15 protein-coding genes are annotated in these 16,145 nt (G+C 55.3%); 5 read left to right on the forward strand and 10 right to left on the reverse strand.

Annotation, left to right across the window (positions count from 1 at the left end):
* Positions 1-106 precede the first annotated feature (106 nt).
* On the reverse strand, positions 107-601 hold the full coding sequence (locus LQ901_RS00085) for an Rsd/AlgQ family anti-sigma factor (RefSeq protein ID WP_010864819.1): 495 nt from the start codon (positions 599-601) through the stop codon (positions 107-109).
* A 111-nt stretch (positions 602-712) separates the two neighbouring features.
* Between LQ901_RS00085 and nudC the strand changes: the two genes are divergently transcribed.
* The 5 genes from nudC (at position 713) to hupA (ending at position 4,722) form a co-directional block, all read left to right on the forward strand.
* The gene (gene nudC, locus LQ901_RS00090) at positions 713-1,522 is read left to right on the forward strand and encodes an NAD(+) diphosphatase (protein ID WP_064978259.1); all 810 of its coding nucleotides are present in this window, start codon (positions 713-715) and stop codon (positions 1,520-1,522) included.
* Positions 1,523-1,609: 87 nt separating this feature from the next.
* Complete coding sequence (gene hemE, locus LQ901_RS00095; protein ID WP_152135784.1) at positions 1,610-2,677, forward strand: uroporphyrinogen decarboxylase; 1,068 nt, start codon at positions 1,610-1,612, stop codon at positions 2,675-2,677.
* A gap of 87 nt (positions 2,678-2,764) precedes the next feature.
* Positions 2,765-3,508: a deoxyribonuclease V gene (gene nfi / locus LQ901_RS00100; RefSeq protein ID WP_233672376.1), complete on the forward strand. Its 744-nt coding sequence runs from the start codon at positions 2,765-2,767 to the stop codon at positions 3,506-3,508.
* A 122-nt stretch (positions 3,509-3,630) separates the two neighbouring features.
* Positions 3,631-4,236 carry a YjaG family protein gene (locus tag LQ901_RS00105; protein ID WP_010864815.1) on the forward strand — a complete coding sequence of 202 codons (606 nt, stop codon included), beginning with the start codon at positions 3,631-3,633 and terminating at the stop codon, positions 4,234-4,236.
* 213 nt (positions 4,237-4,449) lie between these two features.
* Positions 4,450-4,722, forward strand: coding sequence for a nucleoid-associated protein HU-alpha (hupA, locus tag LQ901_RS00110; protein ID WP_010864814.1), 273 nt, complete (start codon positions 4,450-4,452; stop codon positions 4,720-4,722).
* Between the two features lie 244 nt (positions 4,723-4,966).
* On the opposite strand, the gene phaC is transcribed toward hupA, so the two are convergent.
* The 9 genes from phaC to LQ901_RS00155 all read right to left on the reverse strand — a co-directional run bounded on the left by phaC (position 4,967) and on the right by LQ901_RS00155 (position 16,073).
* Positions 4,967-6,838 (reverse strand): class I poly(R)-hydroxyalkanoic acid synthase, encoded by a 1,872-nt coding sequence (phaC, locus tag LQ901_RS00115; RefSeq protein WP_052242339.1) that lies wholly within the window; start codon positions 6,836-6,838, stop codon positions 4,967-4,969.
* 64 nt (positions 6,839-6,902) lie between these two features.
* Positions 6,903-7,256, reverse strand: coding sequence for a phasin family protein (locus LQ901_RS00120; protein ID WP_010864812.1), 354 nt, complete (start codon positions 7,254-7,256; stop codon positions 6,903-6,905).
* A gap of 361 nt (positions 7,257-7,617) precedes the next feature.
* Positions 7,618-8,931 (reverse strand): phosphoribosylamine--glycine ligase, encoded by a 1,314-nt coding sequence (gene purD / locus LQ901_RS00125; protein ID WP_233671899.1) that lies wholly within the window; start codon positions 8,929-8,931, stop codon positions 7,618-7,620.
* 87 nt (positions 8,932-9,018) lie between these two features.
* A complete protein-coding gene (gene purH, locus LQ901_RS00130; protein WP_047709318.1) occupies positions 9,019-10,608 on the reverse strand; it encodes a bifunctional phosphoribosylaminoimidazolecarboxamide formyltransferase/IMP cyclohydrolase in 1,590 nt (529 codons plus the stop codon).
* Between the two features lie 327 nt (positions 10,609-10,935).
* Positions 10,936-11,556, reverse strand: coding sequence for a MarC family protein (locus LQ901_RS00135; RefSeq protein ID WP_010864808.1), 621 nt, complete (start codon positions 11,554-11,556; stop codon positions 10,936-10,938).
* A gap of 31 nt (positions 11,557-11,587) precedes the next feature.
* Entirely contained in the window at positions 11,588-12,247 is a 660-nt protein-coding gene (locus tag LQ901_RS00140; RefSeq protein WP_064978256.1) for a response regulator transcription factor, read from the reverse strand.
* Positions 12,248-12,342: 95 nt separating this feature from the next.
* Positions 12,343-14,205: a protein-disulfide reductase DsbD gene (locus LQ901_RS00145; RefSeq protein WP_064978255.1), complete on the reverse strand. Its 1,863-nt coding sequence runs from the start codon at positions 14,203-14,205 to the stop codon at positions 12,343-12,345.
* The gene (gene cutA, locus LQ901_RS00150) at positions 14,181-14,516 is read right to left on the reverse strand and encodes a divalent-cation tolerance protein CutA (RefSeq protein ID WP_010864805.1); all 336 of its coding nucleotides are present in this window, start codon (positions 14,514-14,516) and stop codon (positions 14,181-14,183) included. Before cutA ends, LQ901_RS00145 begins: the two co-directional genes overlap by 25 nt.
* Positions 14,517-14,774: 258 nt before the next feature.
* Entirely contained in the window at positions 14,775-16,073 is a 1,299-nt protein-coding gene (locus LQ901_RS00155) for an anaerobic C4-dicarboxylate transporter (RefSeq protein ID WP_010864804.1), read from the reverse strand.
* Positions 16,074-16,145 lie beyond the last annotated feature (72 nt).

Consider the following 16,145-nt stretch of genomic DNA (forward strand, 5'->3'; position numbering starts at 1 on the left):
AGGGCGTGGAAGTCACACGGAAAAAGTTACGCGTAGAAAGGCGCGGGAACATCCTGTTCCCCGTACATGCTGCGTCGCGGCTAGAGGTTACTGTCTTCTCCGCGCGTTAGAAACTTTGCCCAGTGGTCAGTACCACGGCTTTGATCAGTTGATCTTCGAGGGCAAAGCGCTGCTCTAGTAACTCACCGAGCGTCGAAAGATTTTGATCGAGCTCCAGCAGGGCGTCATCATCTTCGCTGATATCGGTATAGCAATCGTGAAAGTGCAGTAATTGCTGTGTATTGGCCGTCAGGCGTGGATACAGCGATGGGTGCAGATTGAGTTTGCCTGCGCCATGCTGTTCGGCTTGGCTGATGATGCGATCATAGATTTCAAAGTGACCGGCGGAGAGGTAATCTACCAAACGGGCGTTGAAGGCGGTGATCTGTTCCAGTGTCGGGAGTGCCTGTTTCTCACGGTGAAATGGGGGCAAGCCCGCCAGTTGGCAGTAATGGATCAGTAGCGCTTTGCGTTCGTGTAGCCAGAGATCGATGATCTTGGCTTGACCTTGTTTTGCCTGTCCCTGTGTGGGAGCGGGATCGCGTGCAAGTTTGGTAAGCATGGTCTGTCTCCGCAGATACATTCAAGGCAAGGTTGCGACTCATGGTGAAACATATTGTGACAACCTTGTTATAAAAGATGCCAGTAAAATTGCATAGCTGCAAGGAGTGCTATGGAACAATTTCTTGATCCGCAGCAGCAGGGGTTTTGGTTGCTGATGCAAGAGGGGCAGTTATGGCTGCCCGGTGGAGAATTACCACACGGAGAAGCGTCTAGCTGGGGGCTTGCCGGACAACCGGCGCAGGCCGTCGGGCAGTGGCAAGGACAAACCCTATACCTGCTGATGGCCGAGGATATACCGGCTAAACCGGCCAGTGAGCGAGGTTCATTGCGCAGTTTGCTGGCGCAGCCCGAGGCACTGTTTCAGCTGGTTGGGCGTGCGGTGCAGTTGGCGCATTTTCAGCGTAGTCACCGTTTTTGCGGATTTTGCGCAGCTCCGCTCCAAAAAGTACCGACTCAGTGGGCGATGCAGTGCAGCGCCTGTGCGCAAACGGTGTATCCGGTGATCGCGCCATGCGTGATTGTTGCGGTTCGCCGTGGGCACCAGATTTTACTGGCGCAGCATCCACGTCATCAGGGCAACATGCATACCGTGTTGGCCGGCTTTGTCGAGCCGGGCGAGACGTTGGAGCAAGCCGTTGCACGTGAAGTGCGTGAAGAGACCGGCATTGAGATTGAGCATATCCGCTACATCAAATCTCAGCCGTGGCCGTTTCCGAACTCGTTGATGGCGGCCTTTGTGGCTGAATATGCTGGCGGTGAGTTGTGCGTTGATCATCAGGAATTGGTGAGCGCTGATTGGTTTAGCCCCGAAGCATTACCGCCATTACCGCCTGTTGGGACGGTAGCGCGGCATCTGATTAATCTGACTTTACCGCTGTGTCAGCAAGCGCAGGCAACGGCCGCCGCCGACAATCAATGAGCGCGCTGGCAAGGCCGCCGCACGACAGGTGTATCTGCGCTGGACGGTGTTACAATCGGACGCAATAGAATAAAAAGGAAGCCTAAGATGACCACACTGCAAAACGATCGCTATTTACGTGCCCTGCTGCGCGAGCCGGTAGACATGACACCGGTTTGGATGATGCGCCAAGCGGGGCGCTATTTGCCGGAGTATCGGGCGACCCGCGCCGAAGCCGGGGATTTTATGTCTCTGTGCAAAAATCCGGAGCTGGCCTGTGAAGTGACCTTGCAGCCCCTGCGCCGTTTTGCGCTGGATGCGGCAATTTTGTTTTCCGATATTTTGACTATCCCTGATGCGATGGGCTTGGGGCTGTACTTTGAAACCGGCGAAGGTCCGCGTTTTGAACGTCCAGTGCGCTCCTTGGCCGATGTACAAAAGCTCGGGGTGCCCGATCCAGAGCAAGAGCTGGGCTATGTCATGGATGCGGTACGCACCATTCGCCGTGAGCTCAAGGGCGCGGTGCCGCTGATCGGGTTTTCCGGTAGCCCGTGGACGCTGGCGACTTACATGGTCGAAGGCGGTAGTAGCAAGGCGTTTACCCGCATTAAAAAGATGATGTACGCCGAGCCGCAGACCCTACATCTGCTGCTGGATAAATTGGCCGATAGCGTGATTGTGTATCTGAATGCCCAGATCCGCGCCGGTGCACAGTCGGTGATGGTGTTCGATACCTGGGGCGGCGCGCTGACTGGCCGTGATTACCGCGAATTTTCGCTGCACTACATGCACAAAATTGTCGATGGGCTGCTGCGTGAGCATGATGGCCGTCGCGTGCCGGTGACCTTGTTCACCAAAGGTGGCGGTCAATGGCTGGAAGCGATTGCCGATACCGGCTGTGATGCAGTGGGCTTGGATTGGACCACCAGTTTGGCTGACGCGCGTGCGCGCATTGGCTCGCGCGTTGCCCTGCAGGGTAATATGGATCCGTCCATGTTGTATGCGCCGCCTGCTCGTATCGAGCAGGAAGTGGCTAGCCTGTTGGCAGAGTTCGGCGCCGGCACCGGTCATGTGTGTAACTTAGGCCACGGTATTCATCCGGATGTCGATCCGGCCCATGCTGGGGGATTCGTGGAAGCGGTACACCGTTTGTCTCAGCCATATCACGCGCGCTGAGTGCGTATATGCTGCGCTCAGCGGCAATCAGGAGCCATTACCATGCCAAATGCCATGGTGAATGAGAACCAAGAGGTAACGCCAGAGATGAAGGTACCGACCACCGATTATGCCGCGCTGCGCGATGAGCAGCGCCGCTTAGCGGCCGCGGTGGAGCGTACCGACCGTGTGGGGCCGGTGCACGTTATTGGCGGTGCGGATGTTGGTTTTGAGCAAGGCGGCGCGGTCACTCGCGCCGCCATCGTGTTGCTGCGCTATCCCGAACTGACCTTGTTGGATTTTCGCATTGCGCGGGTACCGACGATGTTGCCGTACATTCCCGGGTTATTGTCTTTTCGCGAATGTCCGGCCCTGTTAGCCGCGTGGCAGATGCTACCACAACGGCCCGATTTACTGCTGGTGGATGGGCAGGGGATCGCCCATCCGCGTGGCCTTGGCGTCGCCAGTCACTTTGGTTTACTGGTGGATGTGCCGACCATTGGTGTGGCGAAAAGTCACCTGTATGGCAGTTATGCACCACTGGCTGACGGCGTTGGCGCAAGTTCGGCGTTGTGGGCGGGTGAAAGCTTGTTAGGCTATGTGTGGCGCAGTAAAGTGCGTTGTCGTCCGCTGTTTATTTCGGCTGGGCATCGGATCAGCCCTGATTCGGCGCTGCAGTGGGTGCAACGTTGTTGCCGCGGTTATCGCTTGCCGGAGCCGACCCGTTTTGCCGATGGTATCGCTTCGGCGCGCCCTACGTGGCAGGCGCTGTTGGCGGCGCATGCGGCGAACGGAGAAGCCAAGGTAGAGGCAAAGGCGGTGGCTTCTTGCGCAGCCGATCCCTCTTCATAAGGGGGCAAGGTGATCAATTGCTGCAAATCAGTGCAATCTCCCTGCTGGTGGCCGCTTATTTCTATCGATCAGCGTAGAAGATCAGTTACACTCAGGCGCTGAAACAGTATAGAGGACTGGGTATGTTACGTAATCCGATTCACAAACGTTTGGAACGTCTGGAGCCTTGGCAGCTGCAAACCTTTATGGTGTGCCTGTGCGAGCGGATGTACCCGAACTATCAAGCCTTTGCTTTAGCAAGTGGCTTTGGTAACCCTGTACTGTACCGTACGGTGCTGGATTTGGCGTGGGAAGTCCTGACAGTAAAAGGCGCCAAAGTTAATTTCGAAAACCAGCTAGAAAAATTTGAAGAACAAATCCCTGCGGCCGATGACTTTGATATGTACGGTGTTTTCCCGGCTATCGATGCGTGTGTCGGTTTAAGTGATTTGTTGCATTCACAGCTGAGCGGTGAAGAGCTGGCATTTGCGTTAAGCATCAGCCGGATCTCGATTAACACCGTGGCAATGCTGGAGATGCATGATCAAGACCGTGAGCTGTCCGAAGAGGAGCTCAAGGCGTTGCCAAATATCCAAAATGAGCTGGATGTGCAGTGGGAGATTTATCGTCTGCTGGCAGCCTGCGAAGAGCGTGACCTAGAGCTGATCAAGGGCCTGCGGGCTGACTTGCGTGAAGCGGGTATCAGTAATATTGGTATCGCTGCAGTGAGTGGCGTGCGAGAAGCGTGATTTAACGCCGGAATTCTCGCGAATCCGATCCCTTTGCGGGGCAAAGTGTTCTACATTTGGATTGGTTTGCATTGGCCCCATGGCGACGTGGGTAAGCGCATGTTGGCGTGGTGATCTCAAACGGATCAGGGCGCGTCATAGCGAAGTACACTAGACGGGTATGAGACCTGTATAGCTACGAGTAACGTGATAAATAAAACGTAAGGACAACCTATGAACAAGACTCAACTGATCGACGCGATTGCAGAAAAAGCGGATCTGTCTAAAGCGCAAGCAAAAGCAGCACTGGAATCCACGCTGTCTGCAATTACTGAATCACTGAAGGATGGTGATCCAGTACAGCTGGTCGGTTTCGGTACTTTCAAAGTGAACCATCGCGCGGCACGTACAGGTCGTAACCCACAAACCGGTAAAGAAATTCAGATCGCAGAAGCCAACGTGCCTGCGTTCGTAGCCGGTAAAGCGCTGAAAGATTCCGTGAAGTAATTTATCGCGCCAGATACAAAAAACGGGGAGTCCATGGACTCCCCGTTTGTTTATCTATCACTTTGTTTATCTATCATTTTGTATATCTAGTACGCTATTACCGTACTGACTTTCTGCCTGACCTGTTGGCGCTGAGTATTACAGCGGCTAACCCTCATACGCGCTGTTACTGTTAGCGCTGACTCGTATTGACCGCTTGTTTTTTTACTCACCGCTTTCCGGCTGATAGCGTTGTTGATAACGCTTAGGCAGCATTTTCCTCAGCGCTTTCTTCACTGCTCGGATGCAGCAAACTGGCTTTGATTTGCTGGTCAATGTCGCTGATGCGCACTTTGACATACTCACCCGGGGCATCACCTAACAGCGGCTGATTTTCACGTGCGACCGGCTGACGAGCGGGCACCGGTTTGCTGCCTTCTGGCAGATGGCTGACCAGCCATTGTTGCCAGTGTGGCCACCATGAGCCTTTATGGTGCTCTGCGGCATTCAGCCAAGCTTGCGAGTCATCCGGCAGGAAGCTGTTATCCGGATTACACCAGTAGCCGTATTTGCCTTTTTCCGGTGGATTGACCACGCCGGCGATATGGCCGGATTCGCCCAGTACAAAGGTCACATGGCTGTTGTCTTTGCCAATCACCTTAGCGCCGTCATAGGTCGCATCCCACAGTGCGATATGATCTTCGGCGGCCGAGAGGAAATACAGCGGTAATTTGATCTTATTCAGATCAATGGCCGTACCGCGAATCGAGATCCCTCCAGGCATGATCAGCTGGTTTTCCAGATAGCATTGGCGCAGCAGGAAGTTGTGGCAGGCGGCCGGTACGTTGGTGCTGTCGCAGTTCCAGTACAGGATGTCGAACGCCATCGGGCTCTTGCCCTTGAGGTAGTTATCGACAAAGTAGTTCCAGTACAGGGAGTTTTCCCGCAGCAGACTGAACGACACCGCAATTTGCCGACCATCCATGTAGCCTTTGATCTGGTTTTGCGTTTCCACCGCGCTGACGGTTTCTTCATTGATGAAGACCCCGATATCGCCGGGTTTGGCGAAGTCCAACAAGGTGGTAAACAAGGTGCCGGTGCGGATGCGCTGCTTCATGCGGCGTGCAGCCAGATAGGCCATGGTGACCGACAGCAGCGTACCGCCGATGCAGTAACCAATACCGTTAACCTCTTTTTCGCCGGTGGCGGTTTCAATCGCATCCAGCGCGGCCAGCACCCCATCAATCACATAGTCTTCAAAGGTGATGTCTTTGTGTTCAGGAGTCGCATTGACCCATGACATCATAAACACGGTATGCCCTTGGCTAACCGCCCAACGGACAAATGAGTTTTGTGCCTGCAGATCCAGAATATAGAACTTGTTGATAAACGGCGGCACGATCAACAGTGGCCGCTGCAACACCTCTTCGGTGGTCGGCACATACTGAATCAGCTCAAACAGGTGATTGCGGAAAATCACCTTGCCCGGGGTGGTGGCCAGATTGTCACCGGGGCGAAAGGAGCTTTGATCGGTCATGCGGATATTCAGCGTGTCAGCGCTTTTCTCCATATCTTCGACTAGCAACTCCATCCCTTTAACCAGATTTTGGCCGTTGTTCTCCAGCGTTACCTTGAGCAGCTCAGGGTTACTCAGCAGGTAGTTGCTTGGCGACAGGGCGGATAAATACTGGCGGGTGAAGAACTCCAGTCGCTTGCGGGTTTCTTCATCCAGCGTTTCGAGCTGGTTGATGCTGCCGAGCACATTTTGCGTCGTCAGCAGATAAGATTGTTTGAGGTAATCAAACAGGATGTTTTGTTGCCACTCATCAGAGGTAAAGCGGCGATCGCTGCGATCCGGTTGGATCACCGGTTCACTCGGCTGGCCAAACAGGCGCAATACCGCGTGTTGGGATAATTCAAGTTGCTGTTGCCACCACTTGAGCTGCTGCTCCACCAGTGCATTGGGTTGCCCAAATGCATGCTCAAAGAAGCGATTCGCATCGTTCATGTTGGCCTGCATCAATACTTGATTCAGCGGACCTTGAGCCGTAGAGCGCGACAGGTACAGCTCAACCAGCTTACGGTTCAGATCAGCCAGCGCATCCAGCGCTCCGTTGAACTGATTTGCAGAAGCCATGGTTTTCTCCCTGTAACACCATCATGAAAGAATGACACGCCCGCAGGCGTGTCGGCAGCCAAATTTAGTTGGCGTTAACTTGTAAATGAGAGAGTTGATCTTTGGTCAGCGTTTCCAGTTCTTTTTTGAACTGCTCGTTCATGGAAGAGAGCTTCTGGGTGTCGTCCAGCAGCTGCTTGGAGATTTTGTTCACTAGCTCTAGCTGCTTGTTACCAAAGGCCACCAGAGATTGCGGGTCTTTGATGTCACCCACGGCTTTGATCTGCTCCAGACCCAGCTCAGAATAAGCTTTGGCGGCCGACAGCTGCACTTTGCTCAGTTGCTCCAGATTTTCAGTCAGCAGACGGTTGTATTTATAAACCGGTGCATAGAAGTTTTGTGCCTGATCGGCGAAGGTTTTGAAAATTTCCGTACTCATTTCTATCTGCTCCTTGTGAATAACGCACATCGTGTGCTGTGCTGCAAACATACCGTTGGTGGCACACATACCTTTTACAGCACACAGTACCCTGATTTATATGTGCATTGTATTGCAGTGTAACGAAGCTTTTGTGTAAAAACAGGGTCACTAAGTGGTCAGAGTTGTAGCTTAACGTTAGCGTAAAGGTTAACTGATTAAGATGAACTGGCTTGGCGGGAAGGAGCGTCGCGCTTGGTGGGAAAAGAGCGCGGATAACGCAGCGGTGAAGTACGTTTATTGACGTTCACGTTAACGTTATCCGCGACAAAGCGCGCTAAAGATATACCGATAAAGTCTAAAAACGGCGCTGATTACACCCTTATTTTTCTACCACGTGTTCGCGGGCAATGGCGCGAAAACCGATGTCGGTGCGGTAGTAGATATCATCCCATTGAATCAAGGCCGCTTGCTGGTAGGCACGCTGCTGGGCAGCACTGACGCTGTCGCCCAATGCCGTGACGCACAGTACGCGGCCACCAGCGGTCAGCGCTTGCGCGGGCTGCCCAGGATTGCTGCGGGTTCCGGCGTGGAACACTTTGCTGTCACTGCCTGCGTTGGCGGCGGCGTGCTCGAGGCCGTGAATGACATCACCGCTACGGTAATCGCCGGGATAACCGCCGGCAGCCAGCACTACGCCGAGCGCTGGGCGCGGATCCCACTCCGATCGGCACTGATCTAAACGACCTGCGACAGCGGCTTGGCACAGTTCGATCAGATCGGATCGTAGGCGCAGCATGATCGGTTGGGTTTCCGGATCGCCAAAGCGGCAGTTGTACTCGATCACTTTCGGGGTGCCGTCAGCCATGATCATCAAGCCGGCGTACAAAAAGCCGGTGTAGACGTTGCCTTCTGCGGCCATGCCACGCACGGTTGGCCAGATCACTTCATCCATGACGCGCTGGTGGATCTCTGCGGTGACCACTGGTGCGGGGGAGTAAGCGCCCATGCCGCCGGTATTCGGGCCGCTGTCTTGGTTGCCGACGCGTTTGTGATCTTGGCTGGTGGCCATCGGCAAGACGTGCTCGCCATCGACCATCACGATAAAGCTGGCTTCTTCGCCATCGAGGAACTCTTCTACCACGATGCGGTGTCCTGCATCACCAAAGGCATTGCCGGCCAGCATATCTTCGACCGCCGCTTCGGCTTCGGCCAAGGTCATGGCCACAATCACCCCTTTGCCAGCGGCCAGACCGTCGGCTTTGATCACGATCGGGGCACCTTTGGCGCGAATGTAAGCCAGTGCTGGCTCGACTTCGGTGAAGTTTTGGTATTCAGCGGTGGGGATCTGGTGACGGGCGAGGAAATCTTTGGTGAACGCTTTAGAGCCTTCCAGCTGAGCGGCGGCCTGAGTTGGGCCAAAAATGGGCAAACCCAGCGCGCGGAAATGGTCGACCACGCCCAGTACCAGTGGGACTTCAGGGCCGACAATGGTCAGTTCGATGCCTTCACGCTGAGCAAAGGCGCCGAGGGCGTGCAGATCGGTAACGGCGATATCCACATTGCTGACTCCCGCTTCGGTGGCGGTACCGGCATTGCCGGGGGCGACATAAACGTGCGAGACCTGTGGGGATTGTACGGCTTTCCATGCCAGGGCATGTTCACGACCGCCACTGCCGATAATCAGGACTTTCATGCATGACTCCAGAGATTGAATGTTTCGGTGCGCGGCACCGGTCGGCCAAAAATGGACCGGCGGGACAAGCCCGCCGGTTTTGCTGTATCAGTGACGGAAGTGGCGCATGTGGGTAAACAGCATGCTCATGCCATGTTCGTTGGCGGCTTGGATCACTTCTTCATCACGAATCGAGCCACCCGGCTGGATCACACAGGTTACCCCAGCGGCTGCGGCGGCATCGATACCGTCACGGAACGGGAAGAAGGCATCGGAGGCCATGACGCAGCCTTTGACTTCCAGCCCTTCGTCCGCGGCTTTGATGCCCGCAATTTTGGCCGAGTAGACGCGGCTCATTTGACCGGCACCGACGCCGATGGTCATGTTGCCTTTGGCATACACGATGGCGTTGGATTTGACGTATTTGGCCACTTTCCAGCAGAACAGTGCATCGCGCAGTTCGTCTTCGCTTGGCTGGCGGGTGGTGACCACGGTCAGATCGGCGGCGCTGATCATGCTTTGGTCACGGTCTTGCACCAACAAGCCGCCGTTAACACGTTTGAAGTCTAGGCTGTGGGTTTTCGCACTCCATTCACCGCAAGCCAGTACGCGAATATTGGCCTTGGTGGAGAGGATGGCGGCGGCGCGTACAGTGATGGTCGGCGCGATGATCACTTCGACAAACTGGCGCTCGATAATGGCCTGCGCGGTATCGGCATCCAGCTCACGGTTAAAGGCAATGATGCCACCAAAGGCGGAAGTTGGGTCAGTACGAAATGCGCGATCGTAAGCTTCAAGGATATTGGCACCCAGTGCCACGCCGCACGGGTTGGCGTGCTTGACGATGACGCAAGCCGGCTCACTGAACTCTTTGACGCACTCTAGCGCGGCATCGGTATCGGCGATGTTGTTGTAAGACAGTTCCTTGCCTTGTAGCTGTTCGGCGGTGGCGACACTGGCTTCGTGCAGCTCACTTTCAACATAAAACGCGGCCGCTTGATGGCTGTTTTCGCCGTAACGCATATCCTGCTTTTTAACAAAGTTCAGGTTCAAGGTACGAGGGAAGCGGCCAGCAGGCTCGCGATGCTCGGCGTGATAGGCCGGAACCAAAGTACCGAAGTGGTTGGCGATCATGCTGTCGTAAGCGGCGGTATGCTCGAAGGCAGCGATGGCCAGATCAAAACGGGTGGCATGGCTTAAGGAACCTTGATGCGCATCCATCTCGGTCAGTACGCGGTCGTAATCGGCCGCATTGACGATGATGGTTACATCGCGGTGGTTTTTTGCCGCCGAACGCACCATGGTTGGACCGCCGATATCGATATTTTCCACCGCCTGCTCCAGTGTGCAGTCAGGGCGCGCGATAGTGGCGGCAAACGGGTACAGGTTGACGACTACCATGTCGATCGGGGCGATTTCATGCTGCTGCATGATGGCGTCGTCTTGGCCGCGACGACCGAGAATGCCGCCGTGAATTTTCGGGTGCAGGGTTTTAACGCGTCCGTCCATCATCTCCGGGAAACCGGTGTAATCGGAGACTTCGGTGACCGGCAGTCCGGCTTCGCTGAGTAGGCGCGCGGTGCCGCCGGTGGAGAGCAGTTCGACGTGGCGTGCGGCCAGCGCACGGGCGAATTCGACAATGCCGGTTTTATCAGACACGCTGAGCAGCGCTCGGCGTACAGGACGGTACTGTTCCATTGTAGATCACATCCCCTTGCAGTGAGCAGAAAGTAGTTTGCGCAAGCCTTGAGTGTGGCTTGCGCAAACAACCTGTCGTTCATGACCCTGCGCCGTTGTGCGCGGCCATTCTATACGAAAACGTTTGCGTCAGGGGAGCGTTTTTTTGTCGGCGGTTATATTGGGTGGTGATCTTCAAGGAGTTAGGTGTATGGCTGGTGGGGTGGTGTGGGTGAGCGAGCTGACAGGGTGATGAAAAGAACAATGAGGAGAAAGGAGAGGCGCTAAAGACCGGCCGCCGTGGCAGCCGGTGAGGAAATGGTGAGCGATACTCAGTGCGCGGTCGCTTTAGTGGGTCAGCGGTAAGAAGAAATCGCGCAACCCAACCAGCAGGTTGTTGACGGCCACCGCTGCCAAAATCAGACCCATCACGCGGCTGATCACCGAGGCACCGGTGCGCCCAATCACTTTCTGAATGCGCGAGGCACTGCGCAGCAGCAAGTACGTGATCAGCAATACCCCCAACATAACCAAGGCGGTGAGGGCTTGATCGATCAACGAGTAACGATGGTTATCGGTCAGCATGACCACTGCCATCATGGCACCCGGCGAGGCAATCGACGGTACGGCAATCGGGAAGACAGCTAAATCACTGATGTCATAATCCATCTGCATCTCTTGCTCGGGTTTACTCTCACCAAAAATCATGGTCAGAGCAAACAGCAGCAGCACCAATCCTCCGGCGGTTTGGAAGGCGCTAAGCGGGATCTGCATTGCTTCCAAGAGCAACTGGCCGGCAACCAGAAAAAACAGCAAGATTCCGGTTGAGACCAAGATGGCTTTGCTGGCCACACGGCGGCGATCCAATGCCGAGAGTGAGGCGGTTTTTGAGAGATAAACGGGGATCGAGCCGATCGGATCGATGACTGCCCACAGTACAACAAACTGAACGATCAATGATTCAAACATGCACACTTCCTGGTTAAACGGGGCGTGGGCATTATAACCCCGTTTGGCTTTTCAGCTCACTTTGTTGCAGCAGGATCACCGCTTGGGTGCGATTTTTTACCCCCAGCTTGCGAAAGATAGCGGTCATGTGCGCTTTGACCGTGGCTTCCGACACATTGAGGTCATAGGCGATCTGTTTGTTCAGTAAGCCGGCACTGAGCATTTCCAGCACTCGCTGTTGCTGAGCGGTCAAACTGCTGAGGCGCTCTTGTAGGATGCGCGCCTGTGGGTCGGGTTGCGGGGCTAAGGTATCCAGATCGGCAGGGAAGATGGTATCGCCGGCCAGCGCTTGCCCAATGGCATCAATCAGGACACTCAGTTGAGCGGATTTAGGAATAAAGCCCAGCGCACCGTGCTGGCGGACTTGCTGGATAATGGCCGGATCGTCGCTGGCGGAGATCACCACTATCGGCAGTAAGGGGTAACGCTGACGGAGGGTTTGCAGGCCGGAAAATCCGTTGGCGCCGGGCATTTTTAAGTCCAGCAGCAACAAGTCTGGATCGGGGTGCAGTTCGAGCAGTTGCAGCAAGCTGTCGAGCGAGTCGGCTTCGAACAGCTCGGCGCTGCTGACGCTAAGCGCCAAGGCCTGATGCAAGGCGGCACGAAACAACGGATGGTCGTCGGCGATCAGAAGGGTATAGGCGCTGTCCATAGCATTCCCTGTGAGAACATGTTTCCATTACGTTAATCACAGGGGATGCGATTGAGCAATCTATTGCGTGCCCATCTGTGCGGCACGCAACAAAATTATTGCAGTACCCGCTGCTGCAAATGCTGTAAGAACGGGCTGGCTGGCATAAAGCCGGTCACTCGGCTTTGCGGGATCTCGTGGCCTTGCGGATTAAAGAACAGCAGTGTCGGTAAACCCAGTACATTGAGCTCACGCAGCAAGGCCTGATCGGCGGCATTGTTAGCCGTTACATCGGCTTTGAGTAACACCATCTCAGAGAAGGCGTTTTGTACCTGGGCATCGCTAAAGGTGTATTTGGTGAACTCTTTACAGGCAACACACCAGTCGGCGTACAGATCCAACATCACCGGTTTACCGGCCGCTTGCTGCAACGCTTGTTGCAGCTCGGCCTGATTACGGATAGTGATAAAGTGCGGTGTGGATGTCAGCTCACGTGCAGCCGTGGCCGATTGTGGCGGGAAGACCCAATCTTGCAGCGGGCGTGCCAGCAAGATCATGCCAATCAGCGCCGCGATCCGCAGCACTAAAAAGCCGCGGCGGTGCGCTGGCAGGGTGCTGAACAGCCACCCTAACGCGCTCAGCGCCAGCAGGCTCCACAGGCGTAAAGTCCAAACCTCGGGCAGCAAGCGAGACAGGAGGAACACCGGCATCGCCAGCAGCAGGAAACCAAAACCGGTTTTGACTTGATTCATCCACGGACCGCTTTTCGGCAGCAGCCGGTTGCCAAATAAGGCGACGCCGACCAGTGGTAAGCCCATCCCGCAGGCCAGCAGATACAGCGTCAGCCCGCCGGTCAGCAGATCGCCGCTATCGGCCACATACAGCAGCGCACCCGATAACGGCGCGGTGGTGCAAGGCGAGCAGATCAGACCGGCAATCGCCCCCATCAAAAACACCCCCGGCAAGCTGCCGCCACGCTGCTGACCACTGAGTAAGCTCAGACGAGTTTGCAGCGCCGAAGGCAGTTGCAAACTGAACAGGCCAAACATGGATAGCGCCAGCAGGGTAAACAATACCGACAAGCCGATCAGTACGTAAGGGTGCTGTAGCGCGGCTTGAAATTGCAAACCGGCGGCGGCGACCACCAGTCCGAGCAAGGTGTAGGTGAGTGCCATTCCCTGCACATAGGCCAGCGATAACGCCAGCGCGCGGCCATGCGAGTGACGCTGACCGCCGCCCAAGACCACGCCGGAGAGCAGGGGGAACATCGGCAGTACGCAGGGGGTAAAGGCCAGCCCTAATCCCAGCACAAAGAACAGCAGGGGCGCCCAGCGGTTATCGGCCAGCCGTGATGCCAGTTGTTCTTGTTCTGGTGCGTTGTTATTCCGTGCGCCTGAGCTTGCCGTGCTCACGGCTTCGGCGTTGCTCTGGTTTGTAGCTGACGACGGCTTGTTGGCCGTGTCAGTCGTTGACGGTGCGGACTTCGCCGCTGTCGGTTCGGCAAGCGTGGCGCTTGGTGTGTTGGCGACAGTATTTGGGGTTGGCGCAACTAACGCATTTAATGGCACCACGCGCGTTTCTGGCGGGTAGCATAGCCCCGCGGCGGCGCAGCCCTGATAGGTTACGCTGACGCTTGGTTGCTGGCCGGTGGCTGCAATCGGGATGTTCAAGGTCAGCGGCGCGGTAAAGATGTGGGTTTCGCCAAAAAACTCATCACGATGAGCTTTACCGGGTGGCAGAGTGAAGTCACCTAACGTGGCATCGTTGGCGCTGACACTCAGCTGGTGGCGATACAGGTAATAGCCATCCTTGATTTGCCAGTGCAGCTCTAATTGGTTGCCTTGCTGGTGAAAATCAAAAGGGAATGCCTCATCCACCGGCACAAAACCCTGCGGATTGGCTTTGGGAAACAGATTCAGCGCCAGCGCACTGGTGCTGAGCAGCAGGAGGCTGATTAACGTAATGAGGCGCTGAGCCATGCCAGATACTCCTTGTCGCCATCCTCGACTGCTAACACCAAGATCTCTGGGGTTTGGTACGGATGCAGCTCACGCAGGCGCGCTTGCATGCCGGCCAGATGTTGGCGGTCGGTTTTCAAAATCAGTTGCACTTCCGCATCTTCATGGACTTCGCCCTGCCAGCGGTAGACCGACAGCATGCCAGGCAGCAGATTGGCGCAGGCCACCCATTGTTCGTTGACCAAGGTCCGCGCCAGCATCTGGGCGCAGGCCTGATCCGGAGCGGTGCACAGCACCAGACGGGCAGAAACCGCCGCAGTTACGGAATTCATCACATCAGGCTCTCACGTGGATAAAACATATACCGGCGTACTATACCTGAAATATACCGAAAACCGCTGTCCAATGTCGGCGAAGGCATGGTCTACCGGCGTGGTCGCGTGAGGCGGTTTCGTATTGCATGTGGTCAGTATGGTATTTGGAGGGAAGAGAAGATGATGAAGACTGCGAACCAGCGTATGGGCGCTAAAACAACAACAGGCACCGCATGGGTGCCTGTTGTCAGGTTTAACCTGTGGCGCTAAGTGCGATTACAGCACCATGCCACCGACCAGGAAACCGAACAGTACGGACAGACCGATACACAGCACACCCGGGATCATGAACGGGTGGTTGAATACCGCTTTACCGATACGAGTCGAACCTGTGTCATCCATTTCTACCGCCGCCAACAGGGTTGGGTAGGTTGGCAGAACGAACAGAGCAGAAACTGCCGCGAAAGAGGCGATAGCAGTAACTGGTGCTACGCCCAGCGCCAGCGCTGCAGGCAGCAGAGCTTTAGCCGTTGCCGCTTGGGAGTACAGCAGCATCGCAGCGAAGAACAGAACCACAGCCAGCATCCAAGGATATTGGTTCAGGATTGAGCTTGCGGTTTCCTTGATGCCGTCTAAGTGCGCAGCAACGAAGGTATCACCCAGCCAAGCCACACCCATCACACAGATACAGGCAGACATACCCGATTTGAAGGTCGCAGCGTTAACAATCTTACCTGAGTCAACTTTGCACAGTACGGTGATCGCGGTTGCTGCAGTCAGCATGAACGCAATGATCGCATCGTTACGTGGCATTACAGGGGTTTCAATCAGGCCCACAGTTGGGGAGATTGCCGTGGCGTAAGCCATTACCGCCAGAATAGCGACCAGGAAGATACCCACAGACAGCTTGGCACCTGGCAGCAGGGTCACTTCTTTAGTGCCACGCAGTTTGATTTGGCCTTTAGCCAGACGCTCTTGGTATACCGGGTCATCTTTCAGTTCACAACCTAAGAAGTTGGTCACGAAAGAGGTCAGGATCACCGCTGCCAGCGTCGTGGAGATACAGATCCCCAGAATTTGCAGGTAGCTCACACCCAGCGGCTCCATGATGCCAGAGAAGAACACCACGGCAGCGGATACTGGAGAGGCAGTGATTGCAATCTGGGAAGACACTACTGCGATAGACAGTGGACGAGACGGACGAATTCCCTGCTCTTTCGCCACTTCAGCAATGACCGGCAGAGTAGAGAACGCGGTGTGACCGGTACCGGCCAGCAGCGTCATGAAATAGGTTACCAGCGGTGCTAAAAAAGTGATTTGTTTTGGGTGCTTACGCAGCAGTTTTTCTGCTTCGCTCACCAGATAATCCATACCGCCAGCGATTTGCATTGCTGCGATGGCAGAAATTACCGCCATGATAATCAGGATAACATCCCAAGGAATATTACCCGGCTTCACGCCCATTAACGCGAGAACCAGAACACCTAGACCGCCTGCAAAGCCGATCCCGATGCCACCAATACGCGCACCAATAAAAATGCCGATGAGAACAACGGCTAACTCCATCCACATCATAGTGATATCTTCTCCAAAAGGTGTCGGACGACAAGAATCCTTTATTTGTAATAACGACACCAACTGAACTAC

Source organism: Plesiomonas sp. PI-19, from assembly GCF_021368255.1.
GTDB classification, from domain to species: domain Bacteria; phylum Pseudomonadota; class Gammaproteobacteria; order Enterobacterales; family CAMTGL01; genus Plesiomonas; species Plesiomonas shigelloides.

What these genes read in the sequence shown, in the direction of transcription:
- LQ901_RS00085 (WP_010864819.1), bottom strand. Translation starts at nt 601, where the DNA reads ATGCTTACCAAACTTGCACGCGATCCCGCTCCCACACAGGGACAGGCA.
- nudC (WP_064978259.1), top strand. Translation starts at nt 713, where the DNA reads ATGGAACAATTTCTTGATCCGCAGCAGCAGGGGTTTTGGTTGCTGATG.
- hemE (WP_152135784.1), top strand. Translation starts at nt 1,610, where the DNA reads ATGACCACACTGCAAAACGATCGCTATTTACGTGCCCTGCTGCGCGAG.
- nfi (WP_233672376.1), top strand. Translation starts at nt 2,765, where the DNA reads ATGAAGGTACCGACCACCGATTATGCCGCGCTGCGCGATGAGCAGCGC.
- LQ901_RS00105 (WP_010864815.1), top strand. Translation starts at nt 3,631, where the DNA reads ATGTTACGTAATCCGATTCACAAACGTTTGGAACGTCTGGAGCCTTGG.
- hupA (WP_010864814.1), top strand. Translation starts at nt 4,450, where the DNA reads ATGAACAAGACTCAACTGATCGACGCGATTGCAGAAAAAGCGGATCTG.
- phaC (WP_052242339.1), bottom strand. Translation starts at nt 6,838, where the DNA reads ATGGCTTCTGCAAATCAGTTCAACGGAGCGCTGGATGCGCTGGCTGAT.
- LQ901_RS00120 (WP_010864812.1), bottom strand. Translation starts at nt 7,256, where the DNA reads ATGAGTACGGAAATTTTCAAAACCTTCGCCGATCAGGCACAAAACTTC.
- purD (WP_233671899.1), bottom strand. Translation starts at nt 8,931, where the DNA reads ATGAAAGTCCTGATTATCGGCAGTGGCGGTCGTGAACATGCCCTGGCA.
- purH (WP_047709318.1), bottom strand. Translation starts at nt 10,608, where the DNA reads ATGGAACAGTACCGTCCTGTACGCCGAGCGCTGCTCAGCGTGTCTGAT.
- LQ901_RS00135 (WP_010864808.1), bottom strand. Translation starts at nt 11,556, where the DNA reads ATGTTTGAATCATTGATCGTTCAGTTTGTTGTACTGTGGGCAGTCATC.
- LQ901_RS00140 (WP_064978256.1), bottom strand. Translation starts at nt 12,247, where the DNA reads ATGGACAGCGCCTATACCCTTCTGATCGCCGACGACCATCCGTTGTTT.
- LQ901_RS00145 (WP_064978255.1), bottom strand. Translation starts at nt 14,205, where the DNA reads ATGGCTCAGCGCCTCATTACGTTAATCAGCCTCCTGCTGCTCAGCACC.
- cutA (WP_010864805.1), bottom strand. Translation starts at nt 14,516, where the DNA reads ATGAATTCCGTAACTGCGGCGGTTTCTGCCCGTCTGGTGCTGTGCACC.
- LQ901_RS00155 (WP_010864804.1), bottom strand. Translation starts at nt 16,073, where the DNA reads ATGATGTGGATGGAGTTAGCCGTTGTTCTCATCGGCATTTTTATTGGT.